This window comes from Mycolicibacterium tusciae (assembly GCF_002086795.1).
In the GTDB taxonomy this organism is placed as follows: domain Bacteria; phylum Actinomycetota; class Actinomycetes; order Mycobacteriales; family Mycobacteriaceae; genus Mycobacterium; species Mycobacterium tusciae.
This window is the reverse complement of record NZ_MVIM01000009.1, coordinates 47,440-63,220: the sequence shown is the minus strand read 5'-3', so window position 1 is coordinate 63,220 and position 15,781 is coordinate 47,440. Positions and strand designations below refer to the sequence as shown.

General features: G+C 64.9%; 16 protein-coding genes. 11 read left to right on the top strand and 5 right to left on the bottom strand.

The window, feature by feature from the left end; genetic code table 11:
• Genes arcD through arcC form a run of 4 tightly spaced genes read left to right on the top strand, consistent with a single transcriptional unit; the run spans nt 1 to nt 4,684 of the window.
• Nucleotides 1–1,479 carry an arginine-ornithine antiporter gene (gene arcD, locus BST47_RS17865; protein ID WP_083126898.1) on the top strand — a complete coding sequence of 493 codons (1,479 nt, stop codon included), beginning with the start codon at nt 1–3 and terminating at the stop codon, nt 1,477–1,479.
• Nucleotides 1,476–2,735, top strand: a complete 1,260-nt coding sequence (arcA, locus tag BST47_RS17860; protein ID WP_083126896.1) for an arginine deiminase — start codon at nt 1,476–1,478, stop codon at nt 2,733–2,735. The genes arcD and arcA overlap by 4 nt, the downstream gene beginning before the upstream one ends.
• Before the next feature lie 21 nt (nt 2,736–2,756).
• Complete coding sequence (locus tag BST47_RS17855; protein ID WP_083126894.1) at nt 2,757–3,761, top strand: ornithine carbamoyltransferase; 1,005 nt, start codon at nt 2,757–2,759, stop codon at nt 3,759–3,761.
• Between the two features lie 17 nt (nt 3,762–3,778).
• On the top strand, nt 3,779–4,684 hold the full coding sequence (arcC, locus tag BST47_RS17850) for a carbamate kinase (protein ID WP_083126892.1): 906 nt from the start codon (nt 3,779–3,781) through the stop codon (nt 4,682–4,684).
• 262 nt (nt 4,685–4,946) lie between these two features.
• On the opposite strand, the gene BST47_RS17845 is transcribed toward arcC, so the two are convergent.
• Complete coding sequence (locus BST47_RS17845; protein WP_234809758.1) at nt 4,947–5,177, bottom strand: Rv2628 protein family; 231 nt, start codon at nt 5,175–5,177, stop codon at nt 4,947–4,949.
• 187 nt (nt 5,178–5,364) lie between these two features.
• Between BST47_RS17845 and BST47_RS17840 the strand changes: the two genes are divergently transcribed.
• Nucleotides 5,365–6,246, top strand: a complete 882-nt coding sequence (locus BST47_RS17840) for a universal stress protein (protein ID WP_083126888.1) — start codon at nt 5,365–5,367, stop codon at nt 6,244–6,246.
• A gap of 29 nt (nt 6,247–6,275) precedes the next feature.
• On the opposite strand, the gene BST47_RS17835 is transcribed toward BST47_RS17840, so the two are convergent.
• Together BST47_RS17835 and BST47_RS17830 are read right to left on the bottom strand one after the other, a co-directional pair.
• The gene (locus BST47_RS17835; protein ID WP_107529011.1) at nt 6,276–7,229 is read right to left on the bottom strand and encodes a 1-phosphofructokinase family hexose kinase; all 954 of its coding nucleotides are present in this window, start codon (nt 7,227–7,229) and stop codon (nt 6,276–6,278) included.
• Between the two features lie 130 nt (nt 7,230–7,359).
• On the bottom strand, nt 7,360–8,343 hold the full coding sequence (locus BST47_RS17830) for a magnesium transporter (protein WP_083126884.1): 984 nt from the start codon (nt 8,341–8,343) through the stop codon (nt 7,360–7,362).
• 149 nt (nt 8,344–8,492) lie between these two features.
• Here BST47_RS17830 and BST47_RS17825 point away from each other — a divergent pair, with 149 nt between their 5' ends.
• On the top strand, nt 8,493–9,293 hold the full coding sequence (locus BST47_RS17825) for a universal stress protein (protein ID WP_083126882.1): 801 nt from the start codon (nt 8,493–8,495) through the stop codon (nt 9,291–9,293).
• Between the two features lie 12 nt (nt 9,294–9,305).
• Here the strand turns inward: BST47_RS17825 and BST47_RS17820 are convergent, their stop codons facing one another.
• Together BST47_RS17820 and BST47_RS17815 are read right to left on the bottom strand one after the other, a co-directional pair.
• Nucleotides 9,306–9,908 (bottom strand): zinc ribbon domain-containing protein, encoded by a 603-nt coding sequence (locus tag BST47_RS17820; RefSeq protein ID WP_133056224.1) that lies wholly within the window; start codon nt 9,906–9,908, stop codon nt 9,306–9,308.
• A 4-nt stretch (nt 9,909–9,912) separates the two neighbouring features.
• Nucleotides 9,913–10,317, bottom strand: a complete 405-nt coding sequence (locus BST47_RS17815; protein WP_083127089.1) for a nitroreductase/quinone reductase family protein — start codon at nt 10,315–10,317, stop codon at nt 9,913–9,915.
• A 206-nt stretch (nt 10,318–10,523) separates the two neighbouring features.
• Here BST47_RS17815 and BST47_RS17810 point away from each other — a divergent pair, with 206 nt between their 5' ends.
• From BST47_RS17810 to BST47_RS17790, 5 genes are read left to right on the top strand one after another with little or no spacing between them, the layout of a single operon-like run.
• Nucleotides 10,524–10,790 (top strand): hypothetical protein, encoded by a 267-nt coding sequence (locus tag BST47_RS17810; RefSeq protein WP_083127088.1) that lies wholly within the window; start codon nt 10,524–10,526, stop codon nt 10,788–10,790.
• Nucleotides 10,787–12,568, top strand: a complete 1,782-nt coding sequence (acsA, locus tag BST47_RS17805; RefSeq protein WP_083126879.1) for an acetate--CoA ligase — start codon at nt 10,787–10,789, stop codon at nt 12,566–12,568. The genes BST47_RS17810 and acsA overlap by 4 nt, the downstream gene beginning before the upstream one ends.
• Nucleotides 12,565–13,545: a pyruvate dehydrogenase (acetyl-transferring) E1 component subunit alpha gene (pdhA, locus tag BST47_RS17800; protein WP_083126877.1), complete on the top strand. Its 981-nt coding sequence runs from the start codon at nt 12,565–12,567 to the stop codon at nt 13,543–13,545. The genes acsA and pdhA overlap by 4 nt, the downstream gene beginning before the upstream one ends.
• Entirely contained in the window at nt 13,542–14,522 is a 981-nt protein-coding gene (locus BST47_RS17795; protein WP_083126876.1) for an alpha-ketoacid dehydrogenase subunit beta, read from the top strand. The genes pdhA and BST47_RS17795 overlap by 4 nt, the downstream gene beginning before the upstream one ends.
• The gene (locus tag BST47_RS17790) at nt 14,519–15,775 is read left to right on the top strand and encodes a dihydrolipoamide acetyltransferase family protein (RefSeq protein ID WP_083126874.1); all 1,257 of its coding nucleotides are present in this window, start codon (nt 14,519–14,521) and stop codon (nt 15,773–15,775) included. The genes BST47_RS17795 and BST47_RS17790 overlap by 4 nt, the downstream gene beginning before the upstream one ends.
• The last annotated feature ends 6 nt before the right edge of the window (nt 15,776–15,781 follow it).

Here is a 15,781-nt window from a genome sequence, read left to right as displayed (position 1 = left end):
ATGTCAGAAGACCTCATGCACAAGGCCCCCGAGGCCGATCCGGGTGGCGTCAAACCCGGTCTGAGCATGGCTGCGCTGACGGCCATTGTGGTCGGATCCATGATCGGGAGCGGCATCTTTGCGCTGCCATCGCAGATGGCGGGCAGCGCCGCACCTGGTCCGCTACTCATCGGGTGGGTGATCACGGGCGTCGGGATGCTGATGCTCGCATTCGTCTTCCAGACTTTGGCCGCCCGCAAGCCGGAGGTCGACGGCGGCGTCTACGGCTACGCCCGTGCGGGTTTCGGCAACTACATCGGCTTCACGTCGGCGTTCGGATACTGGGTCTCGGCGTGGGTGGGCAACGTCGCTTACCTCGTGCTGCTGTTCTCGACGCTGGGCTACTTCTTCCCGGCGTTCGAAGGTGGCGCAACGCTGCCCGCGATCATCGGCGCGTCGATCCTGCTCTGGATCGTGCACGCCATGACGCTGCGCGGCATCCAGACCGCAGCGTTTGTCAACGTCGTGGTGACCATCGCCAAGGTGATCCCGATTCTGACTTTCATCGCGATCGCGGCTGTCGGGTTCAAGGCTGGACTTTTCACTGCGGACTTCTGGGGTCGCACCACGGACATCGACGGTGTGCCGCTGGGCGACACGATGTCTCAGGTCAAGAACATGATGCTGGTGACCGTCTGGGTGTTCATCGGCATCGAAGGTGCCGCCGTCTACTCGCAGCGGGCCGCCAAGCGCCGCGACGTCGGCCGCGCCACAGTGCTCGGATTCGCCGGCGTGCTCGCGCTGCTGCTTCTGGTCAACCTGCTCTCGTACGGCCTGATGACCCAGGCGGAGCTCGCCGGTGTGCCCGACCCGTCGATGGCGGGTCTGCTCGAACAACAGGTCGGCGGCTGGGGGGCGGCCTTCATCTCCATCGGACTGATCGTCTCGCTCCTCGGCGCGCTGATCGCGTGGGTGATGCTGTGCGTCGAAATCCTGCGCCTGCCCGCCATCGAAAACGTGATGCCCAAAGCCCTGGCCAAAGAGAACGCGCACGGTGCTCCCGCCAACGCGTTGTGGCTGACCAATCTGTGCGTCCAGGCAATGCTGCTGTGGACGCTGGCGAACGAGAGCACCTATCTCAACCTGATCCTGCTCGCGACATCGCTGATCCTGCTCCCCTACCTGTGGTCTGCCGCGTATCAGCTCTTGTTGGCCGTGCGCGGTGAGACGTACGAATCGGGACAGGGGCGGACCCGCGACCTTGTCGTCGGGCTGATCGGGTTGGTGTACGCCGTCTGGTTGGTCTACGCAGGCGGCCTCGAGTACCTGCTGATCGCGGCATTGTTCTACCTCGTCGGCACCGCGCTGTTCGTCTGGGCCCGCAGGGAGGACCGCCTGCAGGTCTTCACGAAGCCTGAACGAATTGTCGTCGGCGTGGTGGCGCTGACGTCGGTTGCGGCCGTCGTGATGATGGCCACCGGCAACCTCGCGGTCCTGTGAGCACCAACGGGTCCCGGCTGGGCGTGTGGTCGGAAGCGGGCCGGCTACGGCGAGTGATGGTGTGTGCACCCGGCCTTGCTCATCAGCGGCTTACCCCCGACAACTGCCACGAGTTGCTGTTCGACGACGTCATTTGGCTGCAGCAGGCCCGCCGCGACCACTTCGACTTCGTCGCCAAGATGGTCGACCGCGGCGTCGAGGTCCTGGAATTGCAGGACTTGCTCGCCGAGGTGGTGGCGAAACCCGATGCCCGCGACTGGGTGTTGGATCGAAAGCTCACCGACGACCTGGTGGGCCCGGGACTCACTCACGACATCCGGGACTGGCTCACGGCACTGGCCCCGGATCGGCTGGCGGAGTTGCTGATTGGCGGAGTCGCCTATCAAGACGTTGTCGACGAGTTGGACTGCGGGTTCCTCTCGTTGTTCAACGAGTTGGACCCCGCGGGCTTCGTCATCCGGCCACTGCCCAACACACAGTTCATGCGTGACAACTCGGCGTGGATATTCGGCGGCGTGACACTGAACCCGATGTACTGGCCGGCGCGACGTCAGGAGACGCTGCTGACCACCGCGGTCTACAAGTTCCATCCGGCGTTCGCGGGCGAGGAGTATGACGTGTGGCTGGGCGATCCCGACGGATTACCCACCGACCACGGCATGGCAAGCCTCGAGGGCGGCGACGTGATGCCGATCGGCAAGGGACTCGTGGTGATCGGCATGGGCGAGCGATCATCGCATCAGGCGATCACCCAGGTGGCGCGCAACCTCTTCGCGGCCGGGGCGGCGGAACGAGTGATCATCGCCAGCCTGCCGAAGACCCGCTCGGCGATGCACCTGGACACGGTCTTCACGTTCTGCGACCGTGACCTGGTGACGGCCTACGCGCCGGTCGTCGACGGCATCGTACCGATCAGCCTACGGCCCGACGAGAAGTCGCCATCGGGCCTGGATGTCCGTCGCGAACCGAAAGACCTGATCGCCACCATCGGCGAAGCGGTCGGAGTGGACTTCCGAGTCGTCACGACTGCCGGCGACGTCTACGGCATCCAGCGTGAGCAGTGGGACGACGGCAACAACGTGGTGGCACTCGAGCCCGGTGTCGTCATCGGCTACGACCGCAACACGCTGACCAACACAGCGCTGCGCAAGGCGGGCGTGGAGGTCGTCACCATCGACGCCAGCGAGTTGGGCCGCGGCCGCGGCGGTGGTCGATGCATGACCTGCCCGATCCTGCGCGACCCCCTGTATACGTGACCGCACCCGGAGGAACCCACCATGGCTTTCAACACCCGCAACCGCAGTCTGCTCAGCCTCGTCCATCACACCGAACGCGATCTACTCTATCTGCTGGACCTGTCCCGAGATCTCAAGCGAGCCAAGTACTCCGGTGCCCGTCGGACCAGCCTGGCAGGTAAGAACATCGCCTTGATCTTCGAGAAGAGTTCGACGCGGACTCGGTGCGCGTTCGAGGTGGCGGCATACGACGAGGGCGCCCACGTGACGTACATCGACCCCGCATCGTCGCAGATCGGGCACAAGGAGTCGATGAAGGACACTGCCCGCGTACTGGGACGGATGTACGACGCGATCGAGTACCGGGGCGCGGGACAGAAGATCGTCGAGGAGCTGGCGGAGTACGCGGGGGTGCCGGTGTTCAACGGGCTCACCGATGAGTTCCATCCCACCCAGATGCTCGCCGACGTCCTCACGATGACCGAGCACTGCCCAAAACCGTTGACCGACATCGCTTTCGCGTTCGTCGGAGACGGTCGCAACAACGTCGCCAATTCGTTGCTGCTGGTGGCAGCCAAGCTCGGTATGGACGTGCGCATCGGTGCGCCACAGGACCTGTGGCCGAACGATGACCTGGTAACGCAGTGTCGGGAGTTCGGCGCCGCATCCGGCGCTCGGATCATGGTCACCGACGATCCGTTCAAGGCGGTGAGCGGTGTGGACTTCATCTACACAGATGTGTGGGTGTCCATGGGCGAGCCGGTGGAGACGTGGGGAGATCGGATAGAGCTACTGCTGCCCTTCCAGGTCAACGCGAAGTTGATGACTGCGGCGGCCAATCCGCGGGTGAAGTTCATGCACTGCCTGCCCGCCTTCCATAACTCGGAGACCACGGTAGGTGCGCAAATCGCTTCGCAGTATCCGCATCTGGCCGACGGCATCGAGGTGACCGAGGACGTCTTCGAGTCTGCGGCGAACATCGCCTTCGAGCAGGCCGAAAACCGGATGCACACGATCAAGGCGGTCCTCGTGTCCGCGCTGGCCTGAGCGAAAAGGGAGCCGCAGTGCGAATCGTGATCGCCCTGGGTGGCAACGCGCTGCTGCGACGGGGACAGCCGATGACCGCGGAGAATCAGCGTGCCAACATCCGTGTCGCGGCGGAGTCGATCGCCAAAGTGGTGCCGGGGAACGAGATCGTCGTCGCGCATGGCAACGGCCCGCAGGTGGGGTTGCTGGCGCTGCAGGCGGCGGCCTATCACGAGGTCGCGCCGTATCCCCTCGATGTGCTCGGGGCGCAGACCGAGGCGATGATCGGCTACGTCATCGAACAGGAACTGGGCAACCTACTGCCGGCCGACCAGTCGCTCGCCACGCTGTTGACGATGATCGAGGTCGACCGCAACGATCCGGCGTTCGCCCATCCCACCAAACCAATCGGCCCGATCTATGACCAGGAGACAGCAAAGCGCCTCGAAGCCGCCAGCGGCTGGGCCATCGCAGCCGATGGCGACAACTTCCGGAGAGTCGTCGCGAGCCCAAAACCAAAGAGAATCTTCGAGATTCGGGCGATCCGCAGCCTGGTGGAGCAGGGCACCATCGTCATCTGTGCCGGCGGGGGTGGAATTCCGACGATGTACGACGAAGCCGGCTTACTGCACGGCGTCGAGGCGGTCATCGACAAGGACCTCGCCTCGGCCCTGCTGGCCGAACAACTCGACGCCAACCTGCTCGTGATCGCCACCGACGTGGACGGTGTCTACACCGACTGGGGGACACCGCGACAGGGGCGCCTCGGGCGAGTAACCCCCGAAGAGCTCGCCGTTCTCGACCTCCCGCCGGGATCGATGGGCCCCAAGGTTCACGCTGCGTGCGGCTTCGCGCAATCCACCGGCAATGAGGCGGTCATCGGGTCGCTGACCGACATCGCCGAAATAGTCGCCGGGGACGCCGGCACCCGCGTGAGGTCCTGACCACCGGTACCGCATGATATGACCTTCGACCGTCGACAGGGGCCCTTAGGCCCTCCGATCGGATACGCCGACGGTGCGATAGTTGGTGGTGCCGGGCAAACCGGCGATCTGCCCGAAGGACGGAAGCCGTGGCTGAGTGGGGGACTCAGGACCTGGCCTCCGCCTTCGGGCAGTTCTGTGAGAACGCAGGCTAATTCGCGACTGCGAGCACGTCGTCGAAGCCGGCGCCAGCGCGGCATCAGATTGAGGAATTCGGCGATGGCTACGCGGTGCCGGTCACGTCGACAGACAGGATTTCAGCGATGGCGTGGGCAGCAGTCCAATCGCCTGTGCGCAGCGTAGTGGCAAGGTCGTCGACCAACGGGCTGCTGGTGTCCAACTCGGCCAACCACGCCGATACTGTGGGCACGATGTCATCAGCGGTTACGCGGGCAGTCCGACCCGCGTGCAGACGGTCGGTGAGCTGATAGGTTTTCACCCTCTCTGGGTTCACGGGTGGCCTCCTCGTTGGCTGCGACCTTCTGATCAGACCACCCGGCGAGTTTGCTGGCAGAGGGGCAAAGGCACAGTCCCCGCGGTGCTTTGGGCCTGGGCTCCTGGCGTGGGGCGGGGCCCTTTGGCCGAACGGGTGGGGACTAAAGACTCACGCCTGGACCGGTACTGCTGCCTTAACGTGCCGTATGTCTTCGATTGCACCTCCGGAAATCGTGGTTGGCGTCGACGGGTCACCCGCGGCGAAGGTTGCCGTCGATTGGGCGGCACGCGACGCCGTGCAACGCGGCGCGACCCTCACCCTGGTCCATGTCGTCAGCAGTGTTCTCGGCTCCTTGTCCCACGCTCCCCTGCCGGCCGGCATCGGCACATGGCAACAGCGCAGGGCCCACGAAGCCGTTGACGAGGCAATGGGTGTCGTCGCGTCGGTACAGCGGGACGCCGGCCCGCTGGAAGTACGCACCGAGATCTACTACTCGTCCGCTGTTCCCACGCTGGTCGACATGTCGAAGGGAGCGGGCATGGTCGTAGTGGGTAGTCGCGGCCACGGTGCAATCGGCAATCTGCTTGGTTCGGTCAGCGCGGGCGTCGTACAGCACGCACACTGCCCGGTGGCGGTCATTCACGACGAAGATCCGTTGATGCCACATCCGGCGCAAGCACCGGTCCTGGTCGGGATCGACGGCTCCCCCGCGTCCGAGCTGGCCACCGCGATCGCGTTCGATGAGGCGTCACGCAGAGGCGTTGACCTCATCGCCCTGCACGCATGGACCGAATTCGGCGTGGGCGATTTTCTCGGCATGAACTGGCTGGAGATGAAGTCGTCGGAGGATGCAGCGCTCGCTGAGCGACTGGCTGGATGGCAGGAGAGCTACCCGGACGTGACTGTCCGACGGGTTGTGGTCTGCGATCACCCCGCTCGTACCCTCGTCGAGCACTCGGAACAGGCCCAGCTGGTTGTCGTCGGAAGCCACGGCCGTGGCGGCTTTGCCGGCATGCTCCTCGGCTCGGTCAGCGCCGCGGTGGTTCAGTCAGCGCGCATGCCGGTGATCGTCGCGCGGCAACCGTAGCCCGCAGTCGTTCTCAAGGATCGACAGATTCATCCGCAAACGACAGCGACGTCTACCGGCTCTTCAGCGATTTCGAAGAGCCGCTCGGTGTCGGCGCGCGTGCACGGGGCGGTACCGGGGGTCATCAGCATCGCGGCGCCGGCGGCCATGCCGAAACGAACCGCCGTGCTCAACGGCCATCCGCGAGTCAGACCCACGGTGATGCCGGCGACCATCGCGTCCCCCGCGCCAACGCCGCTTACCGCGCGCATCGGAATGGCGGTGAATCGGCAGCTTTCGGTCCGGGTAGCGAGCAATGCGCCCTGAGCTCCTAGCGACACCACAACGGCCTCGGCGCGGCCGGAATCGACAAGTTCGTGCGCGGCGTCCAGCTGTTCGGCTTCCGTCGTCAAGTCACGTCCCACGCATTCACGGAGTTCGCGCTCGCTTGCCTTGAGCACAGACACACCACGATTGACGTGTTGTAGACCAGCGCCCGAGGTGTCCAATACGAATCTGACCCCGACCTCACCGCACACGTCCGCGATTCGCTGGTAGAAGTCCGTGGGCACACCCGGCGGCAAACTCCCGCTGGCGACAACGAATTGTGCCGACGCCGCCTCAACACGAAGCTGATTCACGCACGCAGCCTGTTCGGCCGTGGTCAGCCGAGGGCCCGGAAGCACGAACCGGTACTGCAGACCAGTGGCGGTCTCATCGACGGTGAGGCTCTCCCGCGTGGGCTCGGCGATGTCGATCCGTCGAAATGGCACACCCGCATCGGCGACGAGCTGGCTGACGAGGTCGCCGCTGGCACCTCCCGCAGGGAAAACGGCCGATACCGGCGCGCCCAGGACGTGTGCGGTCTTTGCCACGTTGATCCCCCCACCGCCGGCGTCGTAGCGCGCGCGTGAGCAGCGGATCTTGCTGGTGGGACGCACGGCCTCGGCGGCCACGGTGATGTCGAGCGCCGGGTTCATCGTCAGAGTGACGATCGAATCCATGGCACAGCCTCCTCGCTTCATGAGCCGACTCTGATCCGACTACATCGCGGATCATGACGGTAGGGACCGAAGTCCCGCGGCGGGGAGGCGTTGGCCTCTGACGCGATGCCAATGCCGACTCCAGATATGGTCAACCGAGCAAAACGGTGACCGCACCGAGATAGATCGCGATCGACAACAGATCCTGGATCACGGTCGCCAGCGGACCCGAACCGAACGCGGGATCTTTGTCCAGCGCCTGGAGCAACCAAGGCAGTATCAAGGCCACCACCGTGGCGATCGTGCTCGCCGCCAGCACCGCGATCGCGACCGCCGCCGCGAGCCTCCAGTCGTTCGTCATGAGTGCCACCACCGGCAACATGAGCAGGCCGAGCAATATGCCGACGATCAGCCCCGTCAGACTTTCCGAGGCCAGGATTCGGCGAATGCCGACACCGACCGACAGACCGCGGATCGCGACCGTTTCCGTTTGCGTACCAACGGCATCAGCCAGATAGACGATCCCGGGCACGAAATACGCAACCGCCAGCACGGCGTTGAGTTGGTCTTCGAAGGCCGCCATCATGCCCGCCGACAACATTGCACCGATCAACCCGACCACCAGCCATGGCAGACGGTGCCACAGCCGCCTGGTGACAGTTTCGAGTGTCGTCCTTCTGGTCGACTCGACCGTGTGCAGAAACCCGCCCAGTCGCGCCATGTCTTCGTCGTGTTCATGTAGTAGGACAGCGAGCAGCTGCTGCGGGGCGATCAGCCCGTAGAACCGTCCCTGCTCGTCGACAACCGCGAGACCGGGCTCGTTATCCTGCACCACCCGCCAGGCGGCGCGCTCCTGGTCGGTGTCCGGCGTCACCACGGGTGGCTGCCGGTCCATGACATCGCGCATGACCGCGTCGCTGTCCGCCGCAAACATCTGCTCAATGGTCGCGACACCCACGAGACGATCCCCGTCAAGAACCGCCACGGCGGCAGCACTGTCGAAGCGCCTGCCCCGCATTCGTTCCAGGGTCGTGCCGACCAGATCGTCCGGCGACGCCTTCGGTATCTCCGTATAGGCGTGCGACAACGCCGTCTCCGGCGGACCGCCGAAATGGGTTGTGACATCAGTGACCATGGCCAGTGACGCTACAGACCTGTTCTGGCGACGGCCGGCCCGAGAGCCGTGTTGAGGACCAATGTCCAACACTGAGGGACCTAGTGCCCCACCGGTCGGGTGACCGAACTCAATAGCGTCGACATATCGACTGCAAATAGGAGTGCACGATGACTGAAAGCGACTCCCCCAAGCCGGTTGTCGCCGCGATCGACGGCTCGGGCACAGCGATCAACGCCGCGCTGTGGGCGGTTGACGAAGCGATCGACCGAAGTGTGCCATTGCGCCTCGTGTGCGTGATGAAGGCTAAGCACCCGTCTGCGGACGATTACTACGCGGACAAGCACCATGCCGAAGCCTCGATTCGTGCGGCGCAGGATGCCGTCGAGGCCACGGGTCGGCCCGTCAAGATAGAGACCGCAATCCTCTCAGGGTTAACGACTTTCAACCTGATCGAGGAGTCACAGTCTGCTGACATGGTCTGTGTCGGCTCGGTCGGCATCGGCCGGTCGGCGCGGGCGATACTAGGGTCAATCGCCGCAGAACTCGCCGAGAAGGCGCACTGCCCGGTCGCGATCATCCGTCCTCAGGACGAGATACCGCGCGACGAGGTCGACATTCGCTGGATAGTCGTCGCGGTGACCGACGAGATCGACAACGAGTCGGTGATCGAGAGTGCGATGAACGAAGCGCGGCTGCGTCAGACGCCGGTTCTGATGCTCGGTGGTCGGGACGGTCTGGACGGCTTGGACGACATTGTCAAGCAGTGGAAGGGACGCTATCCCGACGTCCACGTCTACCCCGTATCCGACGGGGCCGATGTCGCGCGGTTCATCAAGAAGCATGACGAATGGGTTCAACTCGCCGTGATCGGCGGTTCACGCGCGGATGAGGTGACGCAGATTCTCGGTCCCCGGGGGCATCCTCTGCTTCACCGGAGGGCCGCTTCGGTGCTGATTGTGCGGCACTGACGATCGCGGCGGCTACGGTGCTCCGACCAGCGCCTGGCGCACCAGCTCCTGCGCTGCTAGGAGGTGCTCCTCTGCCTGCTCGACGTCGACGGGGAACTCGCCGTCATAACTGTTCGTAGATCTGGCCAACACCGACAGGCACATGTGGGCGGCCGCATGGGCGTCCTCGGTCGCGGCCTCCAGTTCGCTGGCCAGGTCTGGGGTTGGCGCCGGCAGATGTGCCCGAAGGTCGACCGCCGCAGTGTCATGCATCTGCCGACATGCCTCATCCATCGCCGTGCGGTCGACAGTAGCCAGCGCACGTCGCGCATCGGTAAGCGACCGCTGTAGATCGGCGAAGGGTGCACGTGCCTGCGACCACCATTCCAGAATGGTCGCCTTATCGGCTGATGCCTCAGCTGGAGGACCGGCTTGCCGATCGCCACCCGTGGCCATGAAAGCGATGATCGCAGCCGAGATCGCAATGACTGCAAGAACACTGGCTCCTGCGATCGCCCATTTGGCCCGATACCAGACGTCACGGGAAGGATCCGGCGTCACCTCGATCGGGCTACCGCATTCTCCGCACAACTGCCACCCGGCCGGGTTGGGGTGACCCTGAGGACATTCGACCACGATGTCAGCTCCTGTCGGTTTTCAGTTTGACGAATTTCTTGACGCCGAAGGCCTGGAAGACTCGTTGACGGCCCGGCGACAGTTGAGGACATGCCGTTGCCGAGTCGATGATTTCGGGTTCGACGACGTCATAGGTGTGGCCGCCTACTGAGACGGCGGCCGCCCCGGAGGCCTGCACATTGCGCAACCAGTCGACATCTGTTCCGTATGGCAGAGGCACGATGAATCCATTCGCCACCCGGTCGGCCACCACCGGTGTCGCGTAGTGCCGCCCCGACCGACGCCCGGTGTGCCGCATGACCGCGGCATACCAATGCCTGCGGCCTGCCAGGTACATCATCGCTGGATTCAGCACGTGCTTGTTGAAGCGGCGCACTACGCCCCTGATGGCCGGCGTTTCGGTAAGCATGTCTCGATATTCGTCTCCCACCTCACCTGGCTGAAAGGGCCGATCGGACCAATAGCGCGAGGACTTATGACATATGAACTGCCGCTCGCGCGTGCGGAACGGTCCGTCGGCAGGCGAAACCGACGCGGCGTTGGTGACTTTCGTCTCTAGTGCCGCCAAGGCGGCTCGAAAAAGATGAGGACGCGCAACATGACCGGAGGATGCACATGACGCCGACCGAGCCCGCCGAGCGGACTTCCGAGAATCTCGACGCCGTCGCTCGTCGGTTCCTGCGATCCGAGTTCGCCAGTCAGATCTATTCCGACTGGCCGATCGACCGACGGATCGAAGCCTATCTTCGGCATTACGAGGCCTCTGCGTTCCTCACCGACGGCTACTCCTACAACCTCCTGCTGGAACGCGTGATGGCCAACATCGGACCGGCCGTCCGCGACGGTGTCCTTCCGGCACCGGGCTCATCGGACCTGCCGTGACGATCATTCGCAAGGCTGCCGAGGACTGGAAAGTCGCCCCGAACTTCGCCGACTACGCGCAGACGCGCGCGACGTTCGATTGGTCGATGGTCCCGGACCCGTGCGCCGGTATGCCCTCCGGCGGCTGCAACATCGCGTATGCGGCGGTGGACCGGCACGCCGACGGTCCCGACGCGGATCGCACCGCGCTGCGGTTCATCACCGACACCGGGTCGGATGGCGAGTTGGTCACCAATGACCTGAGCTACGCCGAACTGGGCCGCCGCACCCGCCGCTTCACCAATGTGCTGCGCGGGCTTGGCGTGGGCAAGGGCGACCGGGTCTTTCTGATCATGGGACGTATCCCCGAGCTGTATGTCGCGATGCTGGGTGCGCTGCGCAACGGCAGTGTGGTGTCGCCGCTGTTTTCGGCGTTCGGTCCCGAACCCATCGCCACCCGCGTCGCCATCGGCGAGGCGACCGTACTGGTGACGACGAAGGCGCTGTACAAGCGCAAGATCGCCAAGGTGCGCGACGAGCTGACATCGGTACGCCACGTGTTACTTGTCGATGGCGACGAGCCCGGCACGCTGAACCTGGCGCAGCTGATGGCCGAGGCCTCCGAAGACGCTCCGATCGAGGCGACCACCGCTGATGACCCGTCGCTGCTGCACTTCACCAGCGGCACCACCGGCACGCCCAAGGGCGCACGGCACGTGCACGGCGCAGTCACCATGCATTACCTCACCGGCCTCTACGCGTTGGATATTCATCCCAACGACATCTACTGGTGTACCGCCGATCCCGGCTGGGTCACCGGCACGTCCTACGGCATCATCGCCCCACTTCTGCACGGGATCACCTCGATCATCGACGAAGCCGAGTTCGACGCCGAACGCTGGTACCGGATCCTGCAGGACGAAGGCGTCACGGTGTGGTACACCGCCCCCACCGCGATCAGGATGCTGATCAAGGCTGGGCCGGAAGTGGCGCAACGGTACCGCTTTCCGCACCTGCGGTTCATCGCCAGCGTCGGCGAGCCGCTCAACGCCGAGGCGGTCTGGTGGGGAAAACGCGTACTGGGCTTACCGATTCACGACAACTGGTGGCAGACCGAGACGGGCGGCATCATGATCGCCAACACCCCGGCCTTCGACATCAAACCGGGCTCGATGGGGCGGCCATTGCCAGGCGTCGACGCATACGTGGTCAGTCACGACGACGACGGCACTGTCTCGGTGATCGAGGAGCCCGACGTCGAGGGCGAGTTAGCGCTCAAACCGGGATGGCCTTCGATGTTCCGTGCCTACCTCAATCAGGAAGAGCGCTACCGCAAGTGCTTTGTCGGTGACCTTTACCTGAGCGGGGATCTGGTCAAGCGCGACGCCGACGGCTACTTCTGGTTCGTGGGCCGCGCCGACGACGTGATCAAGTCCGCCGGACACCTGATCGGGCCGTTCGAGGTGGAGAACGCGCTGACCGATCACCCCGCGGTGGCCGAGGCCGCTGTGATCGGGAAGCCCGACCCGACAGTCGGCGAGCTGGTGAAGGCGTTCGTCACCCTCAAGGACGGGTTCACCGCAGACGAGACGCTACGGCTCGAAGTGTTGGGCCACGCGCGCAAGCGGCTGGGAGCAGCGGTGGCGCCCAAGGAGATTGAGTTCGTCGACGCATTGCCGCATACCCGTAGCGGCAAGATCATGCGGCGCCTACTCAAAGCCCGCGAACTCGGGCTGCCCGAAGGTGACACATCGACCGTCGAAGCACCGGTCGTACAACGTCAGGAGGTGTCATCGTGATCGACCATGACACGGCGACAGCGCTGCTGTCGGACATGGTGCGGGTGCGCCTGATGGAAGAGAAGTGCGCTGAGCTCTACAGCGCGGCCAAGATCCGCGGATTCCTCCACCTTTACGTCGGTGAGGAGGCAGTGGCCGCCGGGTCGCTGCGGATGCTGGAAGCCGAGGATGCGGTGGTGGCCACCTACCGCGATCATGCGCACGCCCTGCTCCGGGGGGTCCCGATGACCAGAATCATGGCCGAGATGTTCGGCAAGCAGGAGGGATGCTCCCGCGGTCGCGGCGGCTCGATGCACCTGTTCGACGCGCGTACCCGCTTCTACGGCGGCAACGCGATTGTCGGCAGCGGCCTCCCGCTGGCGGTAGGTCTCGCGCTGGCCGATAAGCAGCTGGGCAAGCCACGGGTTACCGCCTGCTACTTCGGCGAAGGTGCGGTCGCCGAAGGCGCCTTTCACGAGTCGCTGAACCTCGCCGAACTCTGGCAGTTGCCGGTGCTGTTCTGCTGCGAGAACAACTTCTATGCGATGGGGACGGCCATCGCGGTGGAGCAGTCGCAGACGGACATGACCGCGAAGGCGTCGTCCTACCGGATACCGGCGCTGGCGGTCGACGGCATGGACGTGCTGGCTTGCCATACCGCCGCCCAGGAGGCCGTGTACCACGTCCGCAACGGTGGCGGTCCGTTCTTCCTGGAGTTCCGCACCTATCGGTTCCGCCCGCATTCGATGTTCGACCCCGAGTTGTACCGGGGCAAGGCCGAAGTCGAACACTGGAAGGAGCGTGACCCGATCCGCACCTTCACCGAGCGGTGCCTGGCCGACGGTGCGCTCACCGACGATGACATCGCCGCGATCCGCCGCTCCGCCGAAGAGGAAGTGGGCGAGGCGGTGGCCTACGCCGAGGCCGGAACCTGGGAGCCCGTGAAGGATCTCAGCCGTGACGTGATGACACCTGCGACGGCGGAGGCGCTCCGATGAGCAAAACGGCATACCGCACCGCTGTGCACGATTCGATTCGTGACGCGATGCTCGCCGATCCGCGGGTGGTGCTGATGGGCGAGGATGTCGGCGCCTACGGAGGCACCTACGCGGTGTCCAAGGGCCTGTTGGAGGAGTTCGGGCCGGAGCGGGTGCGAGACACCCCGCTGTCGGAGCTCGGCTTCGTGGGTATCGGAATCGGTGCCGCACTGGGCGGATTGCGCCCGATCGTCGAGGTGATGACGGTCAACTTCAGTCTGCTGGCCCTGGATCAGATCGTGAATACCGCTGCGGCGCTGCGGCATATGTCCGGCGGCCAGTTCTCGGTACCGCTGGTGGTCCGGATGGCGACAGGAGCGGGACGCCAGCTGGCCGCGCAGCACTCCCACAGCCTGGAGGGCTGGTACGCCCACATCCCCGGAATCAAGGTGGTAGCCCCGGCGACGGTGGCCGACGCGTACGGAATGCTGCCCACCGCGCTGGCCGACCCCGACCCCGTGATCATCTTCGAGCACGTGCAGTTGTACAACACCTCGATAGACATCGACGCCCTTACGCCGACCGACATCGACCGGGCCGTGGTTCGGCGGGCCGGTAAAGACGTCACGGTGATCGCGTACGGCGGCTGCCTGCCGAAGGCGCTCGACGCCGCCGACGAACTGTCCCTCGCCGGAATCGACTGTGAAGTGATCGATTTGCGGGTGCTGCGCCCGCTCGACGACGACACCATCCTCACCTCGGTACGCGGGACTCACAAAGTCGTCGTGGTCGACGAAGCGTGGCGCACCGGGAGCCTGGCCGGTGAGATCAGCGCACGCATCGTGGAGAACGCGTTCTACGACCTCGACGCGCCGATCACTCGCGTATGTACCGAGGAAGTGCCCATTCCCTACCCCAAGCATCTCGAAGAGGCAGCGTTGCCGCAGAAGGACAAGATCGTCTCGGCAGTGAAATCTCTGTTCGGCCAGTCCTCATGATCGAGTTCACGATGCCGGCCCTCGGCTCGGACATGGACGAGGGGACTCTCAACGAGTGGCTCGTCAAACCGGGCGACTCCATCACCCGTGGCCAGGTGGTCGCAGTGGTCGAGACCACCAAAGCCGCGGTCGAGGTGGAGTGCTGGCAGGAGGGCACCGTCGCAGAGCTGCTGGTGCCCATCGGCCAAACCGTCCAGGTCGGAACACCGTTGGCGCGGTTGGTGGCCCCTGGCGATTCCGTGGAACAGACACCGCCCCCTGCTGTGACAACGGTTGCCGAACCAGTCACGCCGACAGCGCCCGTCGAACCCATCCTCGAGCCGGTCGCCCCGGTGGCTCCCGTGCCCTCGCCGGCGCCACCCTTCGAGCATCGTCGCCGCTGGGTCTCGCCCGCGGCCCATCGCCTCGCGGCATCGCTAGGCGTCGACGTCGATCACGTAACCGGCACCGGCCCGCAAGGGGCCGTCACCATCAACGACGTCGAACACGCCGCAGCCCACATCGAGTCAGCCAGACCCGAAGCGCCGAAGCCCGTCGTGACACCGACGGCATCGCTGTCGCCGAAAGAGCTTGCAGCCAAACGCGGCACCGAGATGCGCAGGTCCATCGCGGCGGCGATGAGCCGGTCTAAACGGGAGATTCCGCATTATTACCTTGCCGACGAAATCCTGATGGACCCGGCGTTGGACTGGCTGGCTGACCGAAACGCGCAGCGCCCCATCACCGAGCGGGTGCTGCCTGCCGTGCTGCAGCTCAAGGCAGTCGCGCTGGCAGCGCAACGGTTCGGCGAATTCAGCGGATTCTGGCGAGATGAGACTTTCGAATCCGCGCCGAATGTTCATGTCGGTGTGGCGATTTCGCTGCGGGGCGGTGGTCTGGTGGCCCCGGCGATCCACGACGTCGCCGACCGTAAGGTCGACGAGCTGATGGCCGACCTCACAGATCTGGTGGCCCGCGCCAGGACGTTCTCGTTGCGCAGTTCGGAGATGTCCGATCCGACCATCACCGTGACCAACCTCGGCGACCAGGGAGTCGCGGCGGTATTCGGGGTGATCTACCCGCCGCAGGTCGCGCTGGTGGGATTCGGCAAGCCGGCGCAACGGGTGGTGGCGATCGACGGCGGCATCCGCATCGCCACGACCGTGCACGTCACCTTGGCGGCTGATCACCGAGCCAGTGATGGGCACCGCGGGGCGCTGTTCCTCGCCGCGATCAACGAATTACTGCAACAGCCGGACTTATTGGAGAGGTGAGCACCC

Bases quoted from the DNA above. Each gene is read 5' to 3' on its own strand.
- arcD (WP_083126898.1), top strand. From the start codon at position 1: ATGTCAGAAGACCTCATGCACAAGGCCCCCGAGGCCGATCCGGGTGGC.
- BST47_RS17855 (WP_083126894.1), top strand. From the start codon at position 2,757: ATGGCTTTCAACACCCGCAACCGCAGTCTGCTCAGCCTCGTCCATCAC.
- BST47_RS17840 (WP_083126888.1), top strand. From the start codon at position 5,365: ATGTCTTCGATTGCACCTCCGGAAATCGTGGTTGGCGTCGACGGGTCA.
- BST47_RS17835 (WP_107529011.1), bottom strand. From the start codon at position 7,229: ATGGATTCGATCGTCACTCTGACGATGAACCCGGCGCTCGACATCACC.
- BST47_RS17830 (WP_083126884.1), bottom strand. From the start codon at position 8,343: ATGGTCACTGATGTCACAACCCATTTCGGCGGTCCGCCGGAGACGGCG.
- BST47_RS17825 (WP_083126882.1), top strand. From the start codon at position 8,493: ATGACTGAAAGCGACTCCCCCAAGCCGGTTGTCGCCGCGATCGACGGC.
- BST47_RS17815 (WP_083127089.1), bottom strand. From the start codon at position 10,317: ATGCTTACCGAAACGCCGGCCATCAGGGGCGTAGTGCGCCGCTTCAAC.
- BST47_RS17810 (WP_083127088.1), top strand. From the start codon at position 10,524: ATGACGCCGACCGAGCCCGCCGAGCGGACTTCCGAGAATCTCGACGCC.
- BST47_RS17795 (WP_083126876.1), top strand. From the start codon at position 13,542: ATGAGCAAAACGGCATACCGCACCGCTGTGCACGATTCGATTCGTGAC.
- BST47_RS17790 (WP_083126874.1), top strand. From the start codon at position 14,519: ATGATCGAGTTCACGATGCCGGCCCTCGGCTCGGACATGGACGAGGGG.